General features: G+C 67.2%; 13 protein-coding genes and 1 pseudogene. 5 read left to right on the forward strand and 9 right to left on the reverse strand.

Features of this window, described 5'->3' with window-relative positions; genetic code table 11:
- The first annotated feature begins 1,255 nt into the window (after window positions 1-1,255).
- Entirely contained in the window at window positions 1,256-2,590 is a 1,335-nt protein-coding gene (locus ACH4DZ_RS40235) for a ferric reductase-like transmembrane domain-containing protein (RefSeq protein WP_398294012.1), read from the forward strand.
- Between the two features lie 492 nt (window positions 2,591-3,082).
- On the opposite strand, the gene ACH4DZ_RS40240 is transcribed toward ACH4DZ_RS40235, so the two are convergent.
- The 4 genes from ACH4DZ_RS40240 to ACH4DZ_RS40255 all read right to left on the reverse strand — a co-directional run bounded on the left by ACH4DZ_RS40240 (window position 3,083) and on the right by ACH4DZ_RS40255 (window position 8,188).
- Window positions 3,083-4,357 (reverse strand): S1 family peptidase, encoded by a 1,275-nt coding sequence (locus tag ACH4DZ_RS40240; protein ID WP_398294014.1) that lies wholly within the window; start codon window positions 4,355-4,357, stop codon window positions 3,083-3,085.
- Window positions 4,358-4,723: 366 nt separating this feature from the next.
- Window positions 4,724-5,914 carry a protein-L-isoaspartate O-methyltransferase gene (locus tag ACH4DZ_RS40245; RefSeq protein ID WP_398294016.1) on the reverse strand — a complete coding sequence of 397 codons (1,191 nt, stop codon included), beginning with the start codon at window positions 5,912-5,914 and terminating at the stop codon, window positions 4,724-4,726.
- Between the two features lie 428 nt (window positions 5,915-6,342).
- On the reverse strand, window positions 6,343-6,765 hold the full coding sequence (locus tag ACH4DZ_RS40250; protein ID WP_398294018.1) for a hypothetical protein: 423 nt from the start codon (window positions 6,763-6,765) through the stop codon (window positions 6,343-6,345).
- A 472-nt stretch (window positions 6,766-7,237) separates the two neighbouring features.
- Window positions 7,238-8,188, reverse strand: coding sequence for an NmrA family NAD(P)-binding protein (locus ACH4DZ_RS40255; RefSeq protein WP_398294019.1), 951 nt, complete (start codon window positions 8,186-8,188; stop codon window positions 7,238-7,240).
- Window positions 8,189-9,147: 959 nt separating this feature from the next.
- On the opposite strand from ACH4DZ_RS40255, the gene ACH4DZ_RS40260 reads away from it, so the two are divergent.
- Window positions 9,148-10,095, forward strand: coding sequence for a hypothetical protein (locus ACH4DZ_RS40260; RefSeq protein WP_398294021.1), 948 nt, complete (start codon window positions 9,148-9,150; stop codon window positions 10,093-10,095).
- Window positions 10,096-10,269: 174 nt separating this feature from the next.
- Complete coding sequence (locus ACH4DZ_RS40265; protein ID WP_398294023.1) at window positions 10,270-11,229, forward strand: polyprenyl synthetase family protein; 960 nt, start codon at window positions 10,270-10,272, stop codon at window positions 11,227-11,229.
- Between the two features lie 193 nt (window positions 11,230-11,422).
- Here the strand turns inward: ACH4DZ_RS40265 and ACH4DZ_RS40270 are convergent, their stop codons facing one another.
- The 3 genes from ACH4DZ_RS40270 to ACH4DZ_RS40280 all read right to left on the reverse strand — a co-directional run bounded on the left by ACH4DZ_RS40270 (window position 11,423) and on the right by ACH4DZ_RS40280 (window position 13,792).
- The gene (locus ACH4DZ_RS40270; RefSeq protein WP_398294025.1) at window positions 11,423-11,872 is read right to left on the reverse strand and encodes a hypothetical protein; all 450 of its coding nucleotides are present in this window, start codon (window positions 11,870-11,872) and stop codon (window positions 11,423-11,425) included.
- A 905-nt stretch (window positions 11,873-12,777) separates the two neighbouring features.
- Window positions 12,778-13,218, reverse strand: coding sequence for a hypothetical protein (locus ACH4DZ_RS40275; protein ID WP_398294027.1), 441 nt, complete (start codon window positions 13,216-13,218; stop codon window positions 12,778-12,780).
- A gap of 205 nt (window positions 13,219-13,423) precedes the next feature.
- A complete protein-coding gene (locus tag ACH4DZ_RS40280) occupies window positions 13,424-13,792 on the reverse strand; it encodes a hypothetical protein (protein ID WP_398294029.1) in 369 nt (122 codons plus the stop codon).
- 92 nt (window positions 13,793-13,884) lie between these two features.
- Here ACH4DZ_RS40280 and ACH4DZ_RS40285 point away from each other — a divergent pair.
- Together ACH4DZ_RS40285 and ACH4DZ_RS40290 are read left to right on the forward strand one after the other, a co-directional pair.
- Window positions 13,885-14,423: pseudogene (locus ACH4DZ_RS40285) on the forward strand (DUF2397 family protein).
- The gene (locus ACH4DZ_RS40290) at window positions 14,348-14,548 is read left to right on the forward strand and encodes a DUF2397 family protein (RefSeq protein WP_398294031.1); all 201 of its coding nucleotides are present in this window, start codon (window positions 14,348-14,350) and stop codon (window positions 14,546-14,548) included. Before ACH4DZ_RS40285 ends, ACH4DZ_RS40290 begins: the two are co-directional and overlap by 76 nt.
- A gap of 274 nt (window positions 14,549-14,822) precedes the next feature.
- Here the strand turns inward: ACH4DZ_RS40290 and ACH4DZ_RS40295 are convergent, their stop codons facing one another.
- Both ACH4DZ_RS40295 and ACH4DZ_RS40300 read right to left on the reverse strand, forming a co-directional pair.
- Window positions 14,823-16,352, reverse strand: coding sequence for a helix-turn-helix domain-containing protein (locus ACH4DZ_RS40295; protein WP_398294033.1), 1,530 nt, complete (start codon window positions 16,350-16,352; stop codon window positions 14,823-14,825).
- 63 nt (window positions 16,353-16,415) lie between these two features.
- Complete coding sequence (locus tag ACH4DZ_RS40300) at window positions 16,416-16,613, reverse strand: DUF4236 domain-containing protein (RefSeq protein WP_107022172.1); 198 nt, start codon at window positions 16,611-16,613, stop codon at window positions 16,416-16,418.
- Between the last annotated feature and the right edge of the window lie 34 nt (window positions 16,614-16,647).

The raw sequence follows: 16,647 nt of genomic DNA on the forward strand, positions 1-16,647 counted from the left end.
GCCCGGCGCCGCTGCGCGGGGGGGGGGGGGGCGGGGCCCCCCCCCCCCCCCCGGGGCGCCCCCCCCCCCCCGGGGGGGGGCGCGCCCCCCCCCCCCGCCCCCGGGGGGGGGGCCCCCACGTCTCACCGCTCCGCGGAGGCCCGCGTCGTTCCCACCGCAGGGGCGGCCGGGGCGCTGCCTGCCGCCGGTTTCAGACCGTCCGGTTTCCCGGGACGAGGCATCGCCCAACTCGTCCTCGTCCTCGTCCTGGAACGAACATCCTTGTGACGACCGCCGGATCCTGCCCGGTCACTTGCCGCGCTGATGGGGCCGGGCTTCTCCACGAACATTCGACGTCGGGTACGTCATGTGGTGCGGATCAGCGCCCACCCCGCTGTCCCTGCTGCTGTCGGATGACGCGCTACGGGCACCGGGAGAGGCCAGCCCCGCCGCGGACGCGACGCTGTTCGGCGAGAGAGCGGTGGGTGAGATCGGTTCGGCGACGTCGCGTGTCGCGTGCACCCACTCCGCGACTCGGTCGGGCCTCGGGACGTGGGCTGCCGGCGGTGCGACGGGGACGCCCATCCACACGCGGTCCGCTGTCTGTGCCGGGTCCTGCTGTGCCCAGGGTCGTCCTACCACGTGCGCGGGCATGGGCGCGGGCATGGGCATCCCATGCCTGCTTGTTGTACCTGGGCCTGTGCTCGGAACCGCGCCTGGGCCTGCGCTTGTGACTCCGCTGGGACCCGGCCTTGTGCCTGTGCCGGATTCGCGAACCCGGGCATCTGCTTCGGCTGCGGATTCGGATCCCTGTCGTAGATTTGCTTGATAGTGCTCAAGTACCCATTTTTCTAGGTACTTTCCTTCATCGGCGGCCTGCCCTCGATCGCGAGCGTCCTGTTTACCGTCCCTATGACAAGTGTGGCAATGTCTTTTTGACTTCTTCCGCGCTCCTCAGGGGTGAGGGCTATGTAGGCGTTCCAGAGCGCGATGTGTTCGGGGCTCATATCTCTCCAGGTTCGGGGAAGGCAGCTCAGCTTCCCGTCCGTCTCCGTCTACGGCGGGCCGACAGCTGCGGTTCAGTCACGGCAGCGGACAGACCGGAGTGTGCCGGGGACGGAGAAAGAGTGACCAGCACTGATTGACTGAACCGATCCGTGCCGACTTCCGTTCCACAACCGAGTGGGGTTCCGCAACAGGCTGGAACTCCTGTTCTCCGTGGCGTTACGGGCGTCGTCCGCCCAGTGCCGTTACGCGACGATGAGGGGTAACGAAAATGGTGACGAGTTCACGGGTGCGACACAGCACCTTGGCGCCGGTCGTCGCGGCGCAGTGGGCGCTGTGGACGTTCGCCGTCGTCAACGTGGTGATTGTCGAGGTCCTGTTCTCCACCGGTGTCGCCGGCAAGAACGGGACCCTGGGCGTCGCCAAGTTCTTCGGCCTGCAGGCGGCCCTGCTGATGGTCTTTCAGTTGCTGCTGGTGGCCCGCATACCGTGGCTGGACCGACGTATCGGGATGGACCGGCTGACGCTGTGGCACCGGTGGATCGGCTTCACCCTGCTGTGGACCATCCTCACCCACGCCACACTGGTCGTGCTCGGCTACGCCAGGCTCGACGACGCACCGATGCTGAAGACGTTCTTCGTGCTGAGTGGAGTGCCCGCCTCCCTGCTGGGCATGCTCGCCGCCGCCGTCATCATCGTGATCGCTGTGGTGTCCACCCGCCCCCTGCGGCGCCGGCTGCGCTATGAGACCTGGCACGGCCTGCACCTGCTGCTGTACATAGCTCTGGGGGCGGCGTTCGTCCACCAACTGCTGGAGACCACCACCTTCACGTCCTCCGCGTTCGCCACGGTCTACTGGTGGGCCCTGTGGCTGTTCGCCTTCGGCGCCCTGCTGATCGGGCGGATCATCGTGCCGGTCCGGCGCAACGCCTACCACCGATTCCACGTCGCGGCCGTCGTGCCCGAGTCGCACGACGTGGTATCGGTACACGTCACCGGCCGCCACCTGGATCAGTTGCCCGCTCGGGCCGGCCAGTTCTTCGTCTGGCGCTTTCCCGGACACAACCACTGGTGGCTGGCGAACCCGTTCTCGCTGTCGGCGGCGCCCGACGGTCACACGCTGCGCCTGAGCGCCAAGGCGGTGGGCGCCACCAGCGCCGGTCTGCGGCAACTGCCGGTGGGTTCACGCGCGTTCCTGGAGGGTCCGTACGGAGCGCTCACCTCTTTGCACCGATCGCGTCCCGGTGTGCTGCTGATCGCCGGCGGGATGGGGATCACCCCGATCCGGGCCCTGCTGGAGGAGGAGCCGGCCGGCGACATCGTCGTGCTCTACCGGGTGCGTACCGAGAACAACGCCATCCTGGGCGATGAGGTGCGAGAACTGGTGGATGCCCGCGGCGGGCGCCTGCATCTGCTCACCGGTCAGACCCGGGAAGGAGCCCTGCCGTTCGAGCCGGACAACCTCCGCGCCCTGGTCCCCGACATCACCGAACGCGACGTGTACGTCTGCGGCCCGCCCGCCATGACCTCGGCCGTGCTCGGCAGCCTCCGGCAACTGAAGGTTCCTGTCCGGCAGGTGCACGCCGAGAAGTTCAGCCTGGCCTGACAGGCAGCGGCCGTGCGGGTCAGGTGACCGGATCAGCCCCACGCTTCACAGAGGCGGCTGATCCGGCGGAGGCTGATTCAGGCTGATGTCGTTGCCGGAGGTTCCGGGTACGCGGTCGGGGCAGGCCCGGCACGAGTCGCGCGTAGCGCGGCCGGCGGCGGACGGTGCCGTCGGACGCCGTACGAGGACTTCGCGAAGGGCCCGAGGACAGGGGAGTACGCAGACGTCGGTCTCGTCACCTCGGTCAGAGCCGTCGGCGCGGATGTCCCGGAGCGCCCGGTCGCCTCCGTGTCGTCAGCGCAGGGGGGGCGAAGAGCCGGAACGCGAACCGGTTCTGCAAGCGGAAAGCGCCTCCCGCGTGAACCGGCGGGACCCGTCGGCAGGGTTACCGCTCTGTTCCAGGAGGCGCTTTTGCGATCGTGAGAAGTGTTCGGCCTCCACCTCGACCGGAGAGCTGGGACCCGTCGCCAGCAGGTCACACAGCCCGTGGCGTCAGCGCGAGTCGGGGTCGGTAACCAGGACCGTGCCCGACTCCGCGAGAGCCCTCGGGAGCGGCTGAAAGATCATCAGGTCGTTCGTCGGATCCTTTCCCGGAGCGCTTACGCTGGCGATACCGATCGCGATCACCGTGTCGTCTCCACGCGGATCAAGGACGAAGACCGGACCGCCGCTGTCGCCTTCGTCAGCCACGAGGGCCGCCATCGTCACTCCGAGCAGGGTGTGGTCGACGGCCTCCGACGTGTCGACGGGCACCGAAGCGTTGTGAGCGGTGATGCGGCCGCAGGTGAGCGCGGTCGTCCTTCCTCGCTTACAGACGATCGACCCGACGACGAAAGACTCGGGGGAGGCCACCCTGGAAATGCTGAGGGTCGTCGGACCGGCGGGAACCGTGGCGGAGAGCTGGTCCGCGACGGCCTCATCGGCCACAGGGATGAGAGCCCAGTCGGAGCTGTCGCGCCGGAACAGTGCGGACGGGCCGAACTCCCCGTCCGCGTGTCTCCATGTCTGACCGGCCGCGTCGTCGACCACGCAGTGCCCGGCCGTCATGACGTAGTCCTTGTTCTGCCGGGCGTCGGCGCTGCGCACCCACCACCCGGCGGAACAGATCTTGCTTCCGGTGATCTCGTCACCACTGGAGATCGCCACGGGGGCGATACGGCCACTCCGGTAACGGACATCGATCGCGCCCGGGAACGTCCGGCCCAGTTCCGAGGCGACCGCCCCGGGCAGATCCGACCGTTGCGCCTGAATCACCACGACGTTCTTGGTCACATCGATGAAGGTCGTCGCCTGCTCGACCGATCGGCGCGCCAGTAGCCGCTCCACACGGGAGCGCACATTCCGCAGATCCTGCGCCGACCGCTCGACCAGTCGTGGCTCGGCGTCTCGCGCCCGGACCTCGGCGGCCCTGCGCTCATTGGTGACGGCCACCACCAGATTGCCGCTCTTGCGGTCGAGCCACGTGCCCGCGCTCCAGCTGTCCTTGAGCGTCGGCTCGACGGTCGTGTTCAACGCGATCATCCTGGCCTGCTGGACGAGCCGGTCCCCGGCCTGGTTCCTGTTCACGTGGAGCGTCTTGGCGACCGCGGCCACGGTCTCGTCCAGCAGCGGGGTGGCCGACGGCGAGGCAGCGGCTGACGACAGCCCGGCCTTGCCATCGGAGTTCTCGGCGCTGTCGACGTTCACGACAACCAACGCGGCGACCGCCGTCAGCGTCAGGCCGGCCGCGGTCACTTTCGTGCGCCTACTCATTTTCAGCTCGGGCATTTTCTCTCCATCGCGCCGTTGGCTCGTATGACTTACGGTTCCGGCAGAGGGGGCGGGATCCGTCTCACGTACTAACGTCTGCTGTCGACGCCGGGTTCACGCACAGGCTTCGGGCGTTTTAGTCACTTCGAGCGCTTTCCGGGAATTGGCTGCTTCGGACAGTGGACCTGTTCGACGGGCTTTTCTTCCGGGAGTGGAAACCGTGGACACCGGCCCTCGGGAATTACCTGCAGATCCAGTGGAAAACGCGACCGATTGCGGCGGGGTATCCCTTTGCGTGCACGTGGCACCGGCAGGTTTTTCGCAGGCCGGAACATCCCGCTGTCGGCAGGAGGACCGGAAAACTCCGGTGCGGCGGAGGCGGGGTCAAGTCGCGATGTGAACAGTGTCGTTGCCGACCCCGGTGTTCGGTCCGGTCGGTGACGCGGCGGCCGGAATGGTCGTTCTCCAGGTGCCCCGGGTGAGGTGCAGGGTCGCGTCGGGGTCGATGGTGACGGTGGCGCCGTAGACGGGCAGGGACCCGTCGCTGAGCCAGTCGTGCCGGATGGCGTCGAGGGTGTCCCACAGACGGCGGGGGCCGCTCTGGTGGACCGTGGGGCGTTTGCCGCGGCAGCCGGTGGCACGGGCCCAGGAACCGTCCGGGTGGACCATGACGGCCGTCCTTACCCCGTCCCTGTCCTCGCTGTACGAGTGCTGCACGCCGGGCGCCGCCAGGGCCAGGCAGGTCAGCAGTTCCCAAGTCCGGGCCACCGGGACCACGGGGTGGCGGCCGGTGGTGACGTCGTCGGCGTCGTCGGTCCAGGCGTGCCGGGTGCCGGCCGGCGCAGGGTAGTCCCGGCCGGTGCGGGTGGCCATGAATCCGGCCGGTTCCCAGGTGACACACCCGCGGGCGCCGCCGTCGGAGGTCTTGTCGGCGGTGATCACCAGCCCGGTGGCGGCCAGGTTGGTGACGAGGCGTCCGCCGCCACGCAGCGAACTCAGCCAATGCGGCGGGACACCGGGCAGCCCGACCGTGGACACGATCCGGTCGAACGTGCCGGGCAGGGGGCCGGTGATGTCGGCTACGCGCACCAGGGGGCGCGCTCCGATGAGGTCGAGGCGACCGCGGGCCGTGTCGACCAGGTGGGGGTCGATGTCGATGCTGGTCACCCTGCGGTCACCGATCCGACGGGAGAGCAGTGCGGTTCCGTAGCCGGTGCCGGTCACGCACAGCACATCCGTACCGTCGGTGATCATGGCGTGCCGGTACATCGTCACGACGAGGGAGGGCAGGGTACTGGAGGAGGTGGGCGCTCCCTCCGGGTGGTCCGCCTCGGTGGCGTGATCGGCGTGCAGCGGTCCGACACGGGTCACCAGGGTGCGGTCGGCGTAGACGGCATCCGCCCACCGGCCGGGTTCGGCGGCGCCGCCGCTCAGGGTCCAGCCGGATCCGGGCCGGTAGCCCCACCAGTTGGGCACGAACAGGTGCCGCGGGACGTCAGCGAGCGGCTGGTGCCAGCGCGACGCCGGATGTACGACGGCGTCGGCCAGCGCCGCGGCGCGCGGTTTCCAGTCCATGACGATGAAGCAGCCTCTCAGTAGAGCGGGGTGCCGTCCGGGGAGGGGGCGGCTTCACCCGGAATGCCTTTATGGCCGCGGCCGGTGTCCGTGGGAGGGCGGTCGGCACCCCGGACGGCACGGCACATGTACAGGCACACGGTCCTGATACCGGACCTCGCCGCGAACCAGGCGTACACAGCGCCACACCACAGGTGAACCAGGACCAGCAGGACCAACGGCCCGCGACGAGCAGAGCCCGGGCGGGCGGCAGACGGCAAGTGCCGTGCTCCGAACTCTCGTTGTCGGGCCGGGAGCCGCCTGCCCGCCACCCCGTACAGCCCTTGCTCGTCGACACATCGGTACCGCTGGCAGGCTGAGTTCGCCTCATCGACGACCGCGATTCACCGAGAGCCTCACAGGAGGGCCCAGTTGCGCGAGCCGGAGCCTCAACAAGGCTTCATCGAGGACATCTTGTCGTTGTGACTGGCAAAGCCTCCTTCGAACACGATCGTGGCACGGGGGGCTATCTCGAAAGGAGAACCCTGGAAATCCGTGTCGTGGTAGAGGCAGTACGTGGTGTCACCAAGGTTCATGACCGTCGAAACCTTGTCGTTGAACCCGGAGTCGGTGAGGTTTCGCTGCGCGCCGGCCAGGACGACGGAGTTTGTGCTGCTGACCTCGAAGTCGCTGCTCAGAGCAAGGCCCTGCAGGGACTCAAGGGCTTCCGGATCGATGCTGGTGAAGAACTGGGAGGAAATCTCCGCAGTCGTCTTCTTCGGCTCTTCGTCCATGAGGTTCGGGACTACGAAGAACGCGCCGACCGCGAGAGATGCGGTCACGCCGACTGCTGCGAGAAACGTCTTCTTCATGAGCTTGTTTGTTCCTTCTGTGGATTTCAAAAACGGCCGAGGTCGCAGTCGCGGCATCATTGCTGCTCATCCACGTGAACGAGTGGAAGGAGGACTGCGATCCACGTTGCTTACATCAGAGGAAACGGCCGCGCGCCGGTGCCGGTTCACTCCTGGAACAAAGAAACAGGAGAGGACGGCGAAAGCGGCGATGACGGCGTAGGTAACTGGCTGAGATGCTTGCGGACTTCGGCTTGCTGGAGTCAGGAGCAGCTGACTCGTGGCCTGCCGACGGGAGAGCAGGGCCTGAGTGCCGACTGGCCGTCAAGCCGTGCCTCACCGGTACTGCGATGACACGTGCGTCGGCGTGCCACAAGGCCCGGCATCTGTGCCGAGACCGCCTGCGCCGCTCGGCCGCCCATTCCGGCCGGGCGGCACCGGCTGCTCCTCTACGGGGAGTCGGCGCTTCGCGGCGCTTTCGGAAGGATCAACCCTAACCGAGGGGGATCAAGGCCTTGTTGTGCTTGAGCCAGGTGGAGAAGTCCTGCAATTCAGGGTTGAGCGACCTGCTGATTTCGATGTCGCGGGCCTCCACCAGCGCATCGCTGCAGTCCGCCTGGTACTGGAACATGTTCGCGAGGTCATTCGCACCGGGAAACCCGAACTCGCGAAAATCCGCGGGCTTGAGCGGAGAGTACAGAACCTGTTCGCCCAGCGCCGCTGCCAGCTCGGCAGCCATCTCAGCTCCCGACAGGTGCTCCCCGGCAATGCTGACTGTTTCACCCACCATCTCAGGACCACGCTTGAAGATTCCCAGCGCGCACTTGCCGATGTCCTTCGATGAGATCCCGGAGAGCACGGCATCCCCGATGGGAAGCGTGAACCACAGCTTTCCATCCTGTGCCCTCTGAGGCCCAAGATTCAGATTGATGAAGTTTTCCCAGTAGAACGATGTCTGCAGGAATGTGGTCGGCACCCCGAGACGCGAGAACAGCTTGTTCGACTCGGCCTTGACGTCGGCGTGCGGAACGTTGTACCTGCCGTCGAGTACCGGCATGCGCCCGCTTCCCAGCGGTATGAGAGCACGAGAGTCCTCAAGGGTGGACCAGATCACGTGCTTGACGCCTGCCGCCTGGGCTCCAGCGGCCAAGTTCGCGGCGTGCACCGTTTCCTTCTCGGCAGACAGATGCTGCCAGTAAAAGGTCACACAGTACGCTCCGTAGGCCCCTTCGAACGCCTGGGATATCTCGTCCTGGCTCTCCAGGTCCACCTTGACCAGTTCCGCACCCTGGCGTTCGAGATCTTTCGCGGCCACGGAATCCACTTCCCGGGTGAGCGCGCGCACCGAGAACTCATTTTCCGGATCCGCCAGGATTGCCCGGGCCAGTCCGCCGCCTTGCGAACCAGTTGCTCCCGCAATGGCGATGATCTTCTTGTCGGTCACTGTGACTCCTGAATATGTATTGGCCGGGTCGGACTTCTCACCTATTTTTACTCGACGAATCTGTTCCGAATCTGTTCCGACCCTTTCGGACAGCTTTCTTGCTCCTTGCCTGCTCTGTTGGCTGAGAGCTCCCCGTGGACTGACGCGCCGCTTCGAGTCCGGAGCGAGACACCGACCGGGGCGCCGACACGGCCGGCGGCCGGGATCCGGGCCGGCACACCGGCTCCTCACAAACCGCTCCGGTCCGGACGGCAGGCCCGCGCGGCAGGGGGACGGAGGTTCGCTGCCCAGAGAGCTTTGCCGGGATGAAGCTGCTTCCGCGTCCGGAGTGGGCCTCAGTCCGGCTGAAGCATCCATTCAGCAGGCGGTTTTCTTTTCCATGGCGGCCGGGCAGGTACGGGCGTGCGGTCCGGCTGGTTCACCTCCCAGGCATGACGAAACCTGGTGCGCAGACGGGCGGCCGGTGTATCCCTGCCGACGGTTGCCGAAGAGGGGTTGACGCAGTCGGCGGTCCGGTCCTTGTGGCGTGTCGACAGCCGCGGCTGCCGGGGCTCGGGAGTTGGGCTCCGAGCCCTGAAAATCGGATGGTTGCGAATAATCGACTGAGATCATTCGAAGATGTGAGAAGTGGTGCAAAAAAGGATGAATCCCAATGGTTGATTCACCCGGCATCTCTCCCTTTCGGGAGATCGCGAAAAGTTCGATGAGAACGTGAACCCGTTTGCTGCGGGTACGTAATGACGCTCGAAGGCCGGCCCGACCGGTGGTCCAGTGCGGCAATGCGGGAGTTTCGCTTGGCATACTCACGACAGGCTCCTTGCCGTCGCTACTGGACGCGCGGCCCCGGAGGGGCAGGAGCGGAGCGTAGTCAGTTCGTAGCGCATCGCGTTTCGTCAAGGGCGGCTCATCCACGACCCGGCAATGGCCCGACGGCAACGATCATGCAAGGAGCTGACTGGATGACTATTGCCACCATTGATCCAATGCGTCTCTGGTGCCCGTACGACTACCGACGGAATGCGCTGGTATCTGTAGAAGACGTGGAACTGCAGTTGCATGCCTGGGCGGAGAAATACGGGCTGCTGTCCGATCCGGTCATCGCTGAACGGTTCGGCGGCGCCCGATTCGGGGAGTGCGCGGCTCTGGTGTACCCGGATGCCCCCGACTTGCTGGTGTACGCGAAGTGGCTCACATGGCTGTTCATCGCCGACGACGAGTTCGACGAGAATCGCGCGCCGACCGCCGGCGGGATCGATGGAGGTGTCCTGGACTACCTGCCTCTCGACGGACCGGCCCTGAAAATACCGACCACCCCGGTCACTGCGGCATTGGTGGACCTGTGGCGTGAACTGGCTCCCGCTATGCCACGTCTCCTGCGCGAACGCTTCCGAACACACGTGGACCAGTACGCGCGGTCATACGGGAGCGCACTCGCGCAATCCCGGACCGATGAGGCGCCCGACCTGGGACCGTACGTCGCGCTGCGCCGCTCAAGTGGCGCGGTGGAGACGTGTATGGACTTGATCGAGCGTCAGCCCGGCGCCTATCTGATTCCTCTCATCGCCGGAGCCGATCCCGTACTCGCACTGCGTGCGGCTGCCAACGACATCATCTGCTGGACCAACGACGTGCTGTCCATCGCCAAGGAAATCCGGCACGGCGAGATGAACAACCTCGTGGCCGTACTGCGTGGTGCCATCGGGATGGACTGGCAGGCGGCTCTCGAAGCGGCCACCGAGATGAACGCGGTACGCACGCGGGAGTTCGACCGCAATCAGCGACTGCTGCTCGCATCGAACGAGTTCTTCGCGCTGAGCAACTTCATCGACGGACTGAAACTGTGGATCTCAGGAAGTCTGCGATGGCATCTCGGATCACCCCGCTACGCAGACAGTCTGTCGTCGTGATCGGCTCCGTCGTCCACCAGCTCTCAGCCCCGTAGCTCAGAAAAAGGAAACGCCATGGCACAACACCTCGCGCATGTCCGGAGCCAGAGGTTGTCAAAGGCCCCTCCCGCAACGGCACTCACCCACCGCTGTGCGGAAACACTTGACGACGCACGCGAACTCGTACTGCCTGTCATGCGTGAGCTCCTGGAGGACCTCGATCCCGAGGTGCGGCGCGTCTGCGCCTATCACCAGGGCTGGGTGAACGCCGATGGGAGGCCCGCTGACGGAAACACCGGAAAACTGCTGCGGCCCGCGCTGGTCCTGCTCTCAGCACGAGCCGCCGGTGGTGACGTTGCGGATGCGGTGCACGCGGCCGCGGCTACAGAGATGGTGCATGCCTTCTCGTTGCTGCACGACGACATCATGGACGGTGACGAAGAGCGCCGGCACCGCCCGACAGCATGGAAGGCTTTCGGCGTGCCCATGGCCCTTCTTGCCGGTGATGCCTTGTTGAGCCTGAGCCATTCGGCGCTGCTGGCGAGGCCCACTCCCGGTGCGATCAGTGCCCTGCGCAGGCTCGCAGCGGACACTCAGCAACTCATCGCGGGGCAGCGTCTGGACCTTGCGTTCGAAGAGGGGAAGCAGGTCACTGTCACGGAATACGAGGCCATGGCCGGTGGCAAGACGGCCGCGCTGATGGCCTCCTCCTGTGCGATCGGTGCCGAGGTCGTCGGCGGTTCCAAAACCCTCGTCGAGGGACTGGCGCACTTTGGCACACGGCTGGGCCTGGCGTTCCAGATCAGCGATGACATCCTGGGAATCTGGGGCGATCCGCGGAAAACCGGCAAATCGGGTCGCTCCGACCTGGTGCGCCGTAAGAAGACCTACCCGGTTGTGGCAGCCCTGTCCGCGGACGGTGCGGCCGCGGACAGGCTTCGCGCCTTCTACAGGGCGACCGAGCCTCTGTCGCAGTCCGAACTCGTGGAAGTCGCCTCACTGATCGAAGAAGCCGGAGGGCTGGCTGAGGCACACCGCGCCGTCGCGGGCTGTCTCGCAGAGACGGAACGCATTCTCGGCATGCTCGGTCTTCCAGCGGAGGCACGGGACTCGCTACTCGCCGTGGCGGCCATGGTGACCGGACGGAACCACTGACATTTCCTGCACGGCCATGGCGTCCACGCCTTCAGTGGTGCGCTGTCTGCCCTCGTAGCCCCCTGCTCGGCATGCTGACAGGGGGCTACGAGGCGAGAGCCGGGCCGGCCCGTGAAGGAACCGTGCCCAGATCCGCGCAGATGGTGAACCGAGGTGCCGCACGGTCCGTCATGTGAGACAGGGCAACTGACGATCACCCTGACGGCGAGGTTCTTGTATGACGTCTTCTTCCCTCGGTGACCAAGCCGCAGCGATTGCGCAGGCCGTCATCGACGTGGATTCTCATGCCGCCCTGGGGCTCCCTGCGAAGCAGGCGGTGGACCGCCGGAATGTCGAATCGATACTTGCCGCCCTTTCTCCACAAGAACGTCATGAAGTCAGCGTGGAGATCCAGAGAGCCATCGCCGAGGGCTCGGCGGAGGTGATTCGAGCGTTCGACAAGGGCGCGATGCGACTGTCGAGCATGCTCCATGGCGAACCCGCCCGGCGGCAGCAGTGGCGGAGTGATCTGGAACGCCTGTTCCAGCAGTTGGAGTCCCGGCAGCAGGAACTTGAGTTCTCGCGGACGACGCCCGGCTTCGACTCGTACCAGGCTCCGATCAGGCAGGTTCTGGAGAGCCTGGAAGTCAAGATCGAGGTACACCTCCAGAATGAACCCGGCTTCCCGCCAGGAGAGCAGGCGTCACGGGCACCATCGCCGACCGCAGCACCGCCGGAACCACGGCTCCCGAGCTCCACTGTTCCGCCCATACCGACGTCACCTCCGGCGGCTGAGGCCTCGCTCGCGGCCCGGCCGAGCCGACCGGCACCTGGTGTGCAAGGGACCGGACGGTCCGATCCCACACCCCGAGCCCGGGACGCCGTCGGCGCGGGATCACATCTGGCAGTTCTCGCCAGGAGCTTCGCCAGATATCTCGCAAAGGCGGTACGGAATCTCTACAGGACTTTGACGGCGGCCCCTACGGGAACTGAGCCCCAGGTCTTCGAGAGCCATGGCCGGAACCGAAGCAGGGCCACCGCACCACGGACTTCCGGCACCAGCCCGGTTCTCGACACCAGGGTGAATGACCGGATCGGCCAAGGGGCCGACCAGGACACGGCCAACCGTACGGCGCGACAGACGCGTGATTCCGACAGTGTTCAGCAGCGGCTCACGAGGTCGGCGCCGACCGGTGCTTCCTCACCACCCCGGACGGCCTACGGTGTCGCAGCGTCCGCAAGGCTGTCAGAGGTCGCTGCATATCGGCAGGCGGCGACGTCCCGGGCGCCTACGGCGGACTCGCCGCCCACGGTGCGGACTTCGGCGGCCGACGTTTCGAAGGCCCGGCCACGAACACGGTAGAAGCACGTTCCTACGAGCCGGCCGAAGGCCCGAACCGAGTACCGGCCTGTCCCTCGACCGGTGAGGCAGCTGATCGGTTCACATTGCTGTCAGCGCCGGGGCGACGGATTCGGAGCAGGGGAGCGAGGCCGGTCGGCACGTGCTAGGACAGGCCGGTGTGGGCCGGCGGTTCCGGTCGACGCGAGTGTGCGCCGGTGATCCCTCATTCAGCGGCGGCCGGTGGCCAGGGTGACGAGGAACTGGCCGCCGCCCGGCTCGATGTCGGCGGTCACCGGCAACCCCGGTACCAGCCGGGAGAACCGGTCCACCAGCCAGTCCGCCGCCTCCTGGGCGTCCCGCCGGGTCGGACAGCGCCCCACCATCTCGCGGCCCCCCTTGCGCTCCAGCCTCGCGGCAACGGTGATCAGCGGCGCGGGTTCGACCACGTACAGGCCGTCCGGCCAGGCGATGACCACCTTTACCGCGCCCTTGCGGCTGTTGCATCCGCGGTGCGCGAGCCGCTCGGCGACCTTGGCCTTCCGGTCGGCCGTCCGGCTGTCGACGCTGGGCCCCCGAGGGTCGTTCACCGACTCGTCGGGGTCGACCGCTTCGTCACACACCCAGCATCGCCAGCCGTCGCGCTCGGCCACATCGTCAAGGAGACTCATCCGAGCAAACTAGCCTGTCAGGCCGCCACTCCGCGCACCAGGGCCCCGGCAGGGTCTGTACACCGGCCGACCACGCCGCAGCGCCTGGCAACCAGCGCACGGGGTGCTTTGATCTGCGTGAACGCCGATCCCTCGATGGTTCGCGAAGGTATCGGGGCGGTGGGCCCGAGGATCGTCAAGACGGCACTTGGTACAACAGGCAGGCTTACCCGGCGAACCCCGTCCACGCCTCACATGACACCTGGACGGCGGTGCCGGTCGCGGACTTGGGGTCACGGATGCGCACGGTTACGGTATCGGCCACGGCCTCGACGCAATCTTGTGTCCCGTCTTCGCGATGCGGTTCACCTCCACCCCACGCGGTGCCCGCCTTGCGCGCCGACCGACCGTGCGCCGCCTGGGCGCCTGGGGCATCCCGTACGGCATCCGCCCGCACGGTCAGGATCGAGGTCACCGACAGCCGCGCCGAACACACGCCGCCGGACCCGGAGGCACTGCCCGCCTCGGCGCCGAGGACACCGGTGGCCGGGGACCGCTTCTCGTCGCGGCACTCGCCACCCGCCGGGGCCGGCACCTCCGGTGTGGAGGGCCCGGTAGGACGGTGTGGACGGAGTGCGTGTTCACGACTCCCTGTGAGGTCGTGGGCGGAGTGAGCGGAGTGGAAGAATGTACCGAGATGACCTCCAGCGACTACAGCCCCTTCGTCCACCTCGCCGCCCCCAACGCCCCCTCTACCGCCAGCTGATACGTGCGTTCCTCGTCGCCGAGGAGCGGTTCGCGGTGCATCTGCGGCCGGAGGACGTGTACGCCGCGTTGGACGCGGGCAGCCGGCCCGCCGGTGTCGAGGCGGTGGCGCAGGCGCTGGACAAGTTCGTCGGCCGGGGCACTCCGCGGGCCGACCCGGACCACGCTCGGGTGACGGCGGTCGAGGACTTCTACCGCGGGCGGTTCATCTACTGGGGCTGCGTGGCGAACTCCAGGCGGTCGCGCCGCACGACATCGTCACGCAGTTGCGCGCACTCCTCGTGATCGCCGGGGAGGACGAGCCCGACCCGGCCAAGGCGTATGTCGCCCTGTCCGTGCTGACGGCGCGGTTCACCGACCTCACCGACAACGCCCGTGCCTTTTCATGGGCTCGCGGCAACGCACCATCGACCTGCACGACATCGAGGTCGAGGCGTTCCTCGCGTACAAGGACCGGCTGATCCAGTACCTGGAGACGTTCATCCAGGACCTCATCACGCTCGGCGGGCGCATCACCCTGTTGATCGGGGAGTTGGCGGAGCGGGGCCGGGTCGGGCCGCTTGCTGGGGCTCGCGGCCGTTCGTGAAGCGGCCGACGCCGCGCCCGAGGACGCCGATCCCGCGTGCACACGGCGGAAGTACTCCCACTTCCTGCCCCGCGCCAGCGCGCGGGGCACGGCTGCCGTCGACGAGGTCTTCGCGTAGCCGCGGCCGGTCGGCAGAGTCTGTGGAGCCTGGCCCGTAGCCCGTAGCCCGTAGCCCGTCGCGGGCGCGAAGTCCCGGCAAGTCCCAGAGATGCCGCCGCACCCCTCCCTGACCCGCTGAGTAGCAGGTCAGACGGGGTGCGGCGGCATCCGCTCATCAAATGTCCCGGAAGATCTCGATCTGCGCCCCCACCGAGTTGAGCCGCTCCGCCAGGTCCTCGTAGCCGCGGTTGATCACGTACACGTTGCGGAGGACCGATGTGCCCTCCGCCGCCATCATCGCCAGGAGGACCACCACCGCGGGGCGCAGGGCCGGCGGGCACATCATCTCCGCGGCCCGCCAGCGGGTGGGGCCCTCGACCAGGACGCGGTGCGGGTCGAGGAGCTGGAGACGGCCGCCGAGGCGGTTCAGGTCCGTGAGGTAGATCGCGCGGTTGTCGTACACCCAGTCGTGGATCAGCGTCTGGCCCTGCGCGGAGGCCGCGATCGCCGCGAAGAACGGGACGTTGTCGATGTTCAGGCCGGGGAAGGGCATCGGGTGGATCTTGTCGATCGGGGCTTCGAGCTTCGAGGGGCGGACGGTCAGGTCCACCAGGCGCGTACGGCCGTTGTCGGCGACGTACTCCGCCGTGCGGTCGTGGTCGAGGCCCATCTCCTCCAGGACCGCCAGCTCGATCTCCAGGAACTCGATGGGGACGCGGCGCACGGTCAGCTCGGACTCGGTGACGACCGCGGCGGCCAGCAGGCTCATCGCCTCGACCGGGTCCTCGGACGGCGAGTAGTCCACGTCCACGTCGATGTTCGGCACGCCGTGCACGGTGAGCGTCGTGGTGCCGATGCCCTCCACCCGTACGCCCAGCGCCTCCAGGAAGAAGCACAGGTCCTGGACCATGTAGTTCGACGACGCGTTGCGGATGACCGTCGTGCCCCCGTGGCGGGCGGCGGCCAGCAGCGCGTTCTCCGTCACCGTGTCGCCGCGCTCGGTCAGCACGATGGGGCGGCCCGGGGTCACCTTGCGGTCCACCCGCGCGTGGTACATGCCCTCGGTGGCCGCGATGTCCAGACCGAACCGGCGCAGCGCGATCATGTGCGGCTCGATGGTCCGCGTACCGAGGTCGCAGCCGCCCGCGTACGGCAGCTTGAAGCCGTCCATGCGGTGCAGCAGCGGGCCGAGGAACATGATGATCGAGCGGGTGCGGCGGGCCGCCGTCTCGTCGATCGACGCCATGTCCAGCTCGGCCGGTGGCACGATCTCCAGGTCCACGCCACCGTTGATCCACCGGGTGCGTACGCCGATGGAGCCCAGTACCTCCAGAAGGCGGTACACCTCCTCGATGCGCGCGACGCGGCGCAGCACCGTGCGGCCCTTGTTCAGGAGCGTCGCACAGAGCAGCGCCACGCACGCGTTCTTGCTGGTCTTGACGTCGATCGAGCCGGAGAGCCGACGTCCGCCGACCACCCGGAGATGCATCGGGCCGGCGTAGCCGAGCGAGACGATCTCGCTGTCCAGCGCTTCACCGATTCGAGCGATCATCTCAAGGCTGATGTTCTGGTTGCCGCGCTCGATACGGTTCACCGCGCTCTGGCTGGTGCTGAGCGCCTCGGCCAGCTGCGTCTGTGTCCAGCCCCGATGCTGCCGGGCGTCACGGATGAGCTTGCCGATGCGTACGAGGTAGTCGTCTGCCATGACGGCAGGCTATCTCAGATATGAGATGTCGCACCCGGAGGGGTCCGATGGGGTGACGGTGCCTCAGTGGCGCTTGGCGCGGGTGGTGCGCCGCCAGCCGAAGGGGCCGGGAAGGTCCATCGAGGTCGTCCGGCGCCCCGTGCTGCTGTGCGTGTGCTTGGGACCGTTCTTGCCGCCCGTGGTGACGGACCACGACTTCTTGTTGATGTTCAGCCGTACTCCGGGCAGGATCCGGAAGCTCTTGCGGAATGTGAGCGGCATGGGTGCCCCCTTCGTCGTCGTCCGCTGCCGGGTA

Source organism: Streptomyces sp. NPDC017991, from assembly GCF_044328075.1.
Taxonomy (GTDB): domain Bacteria; phylum Actinomycetota; class Actinomycetes; order Streptomycetales; family Streptomycetaceae; genus Streptomyces.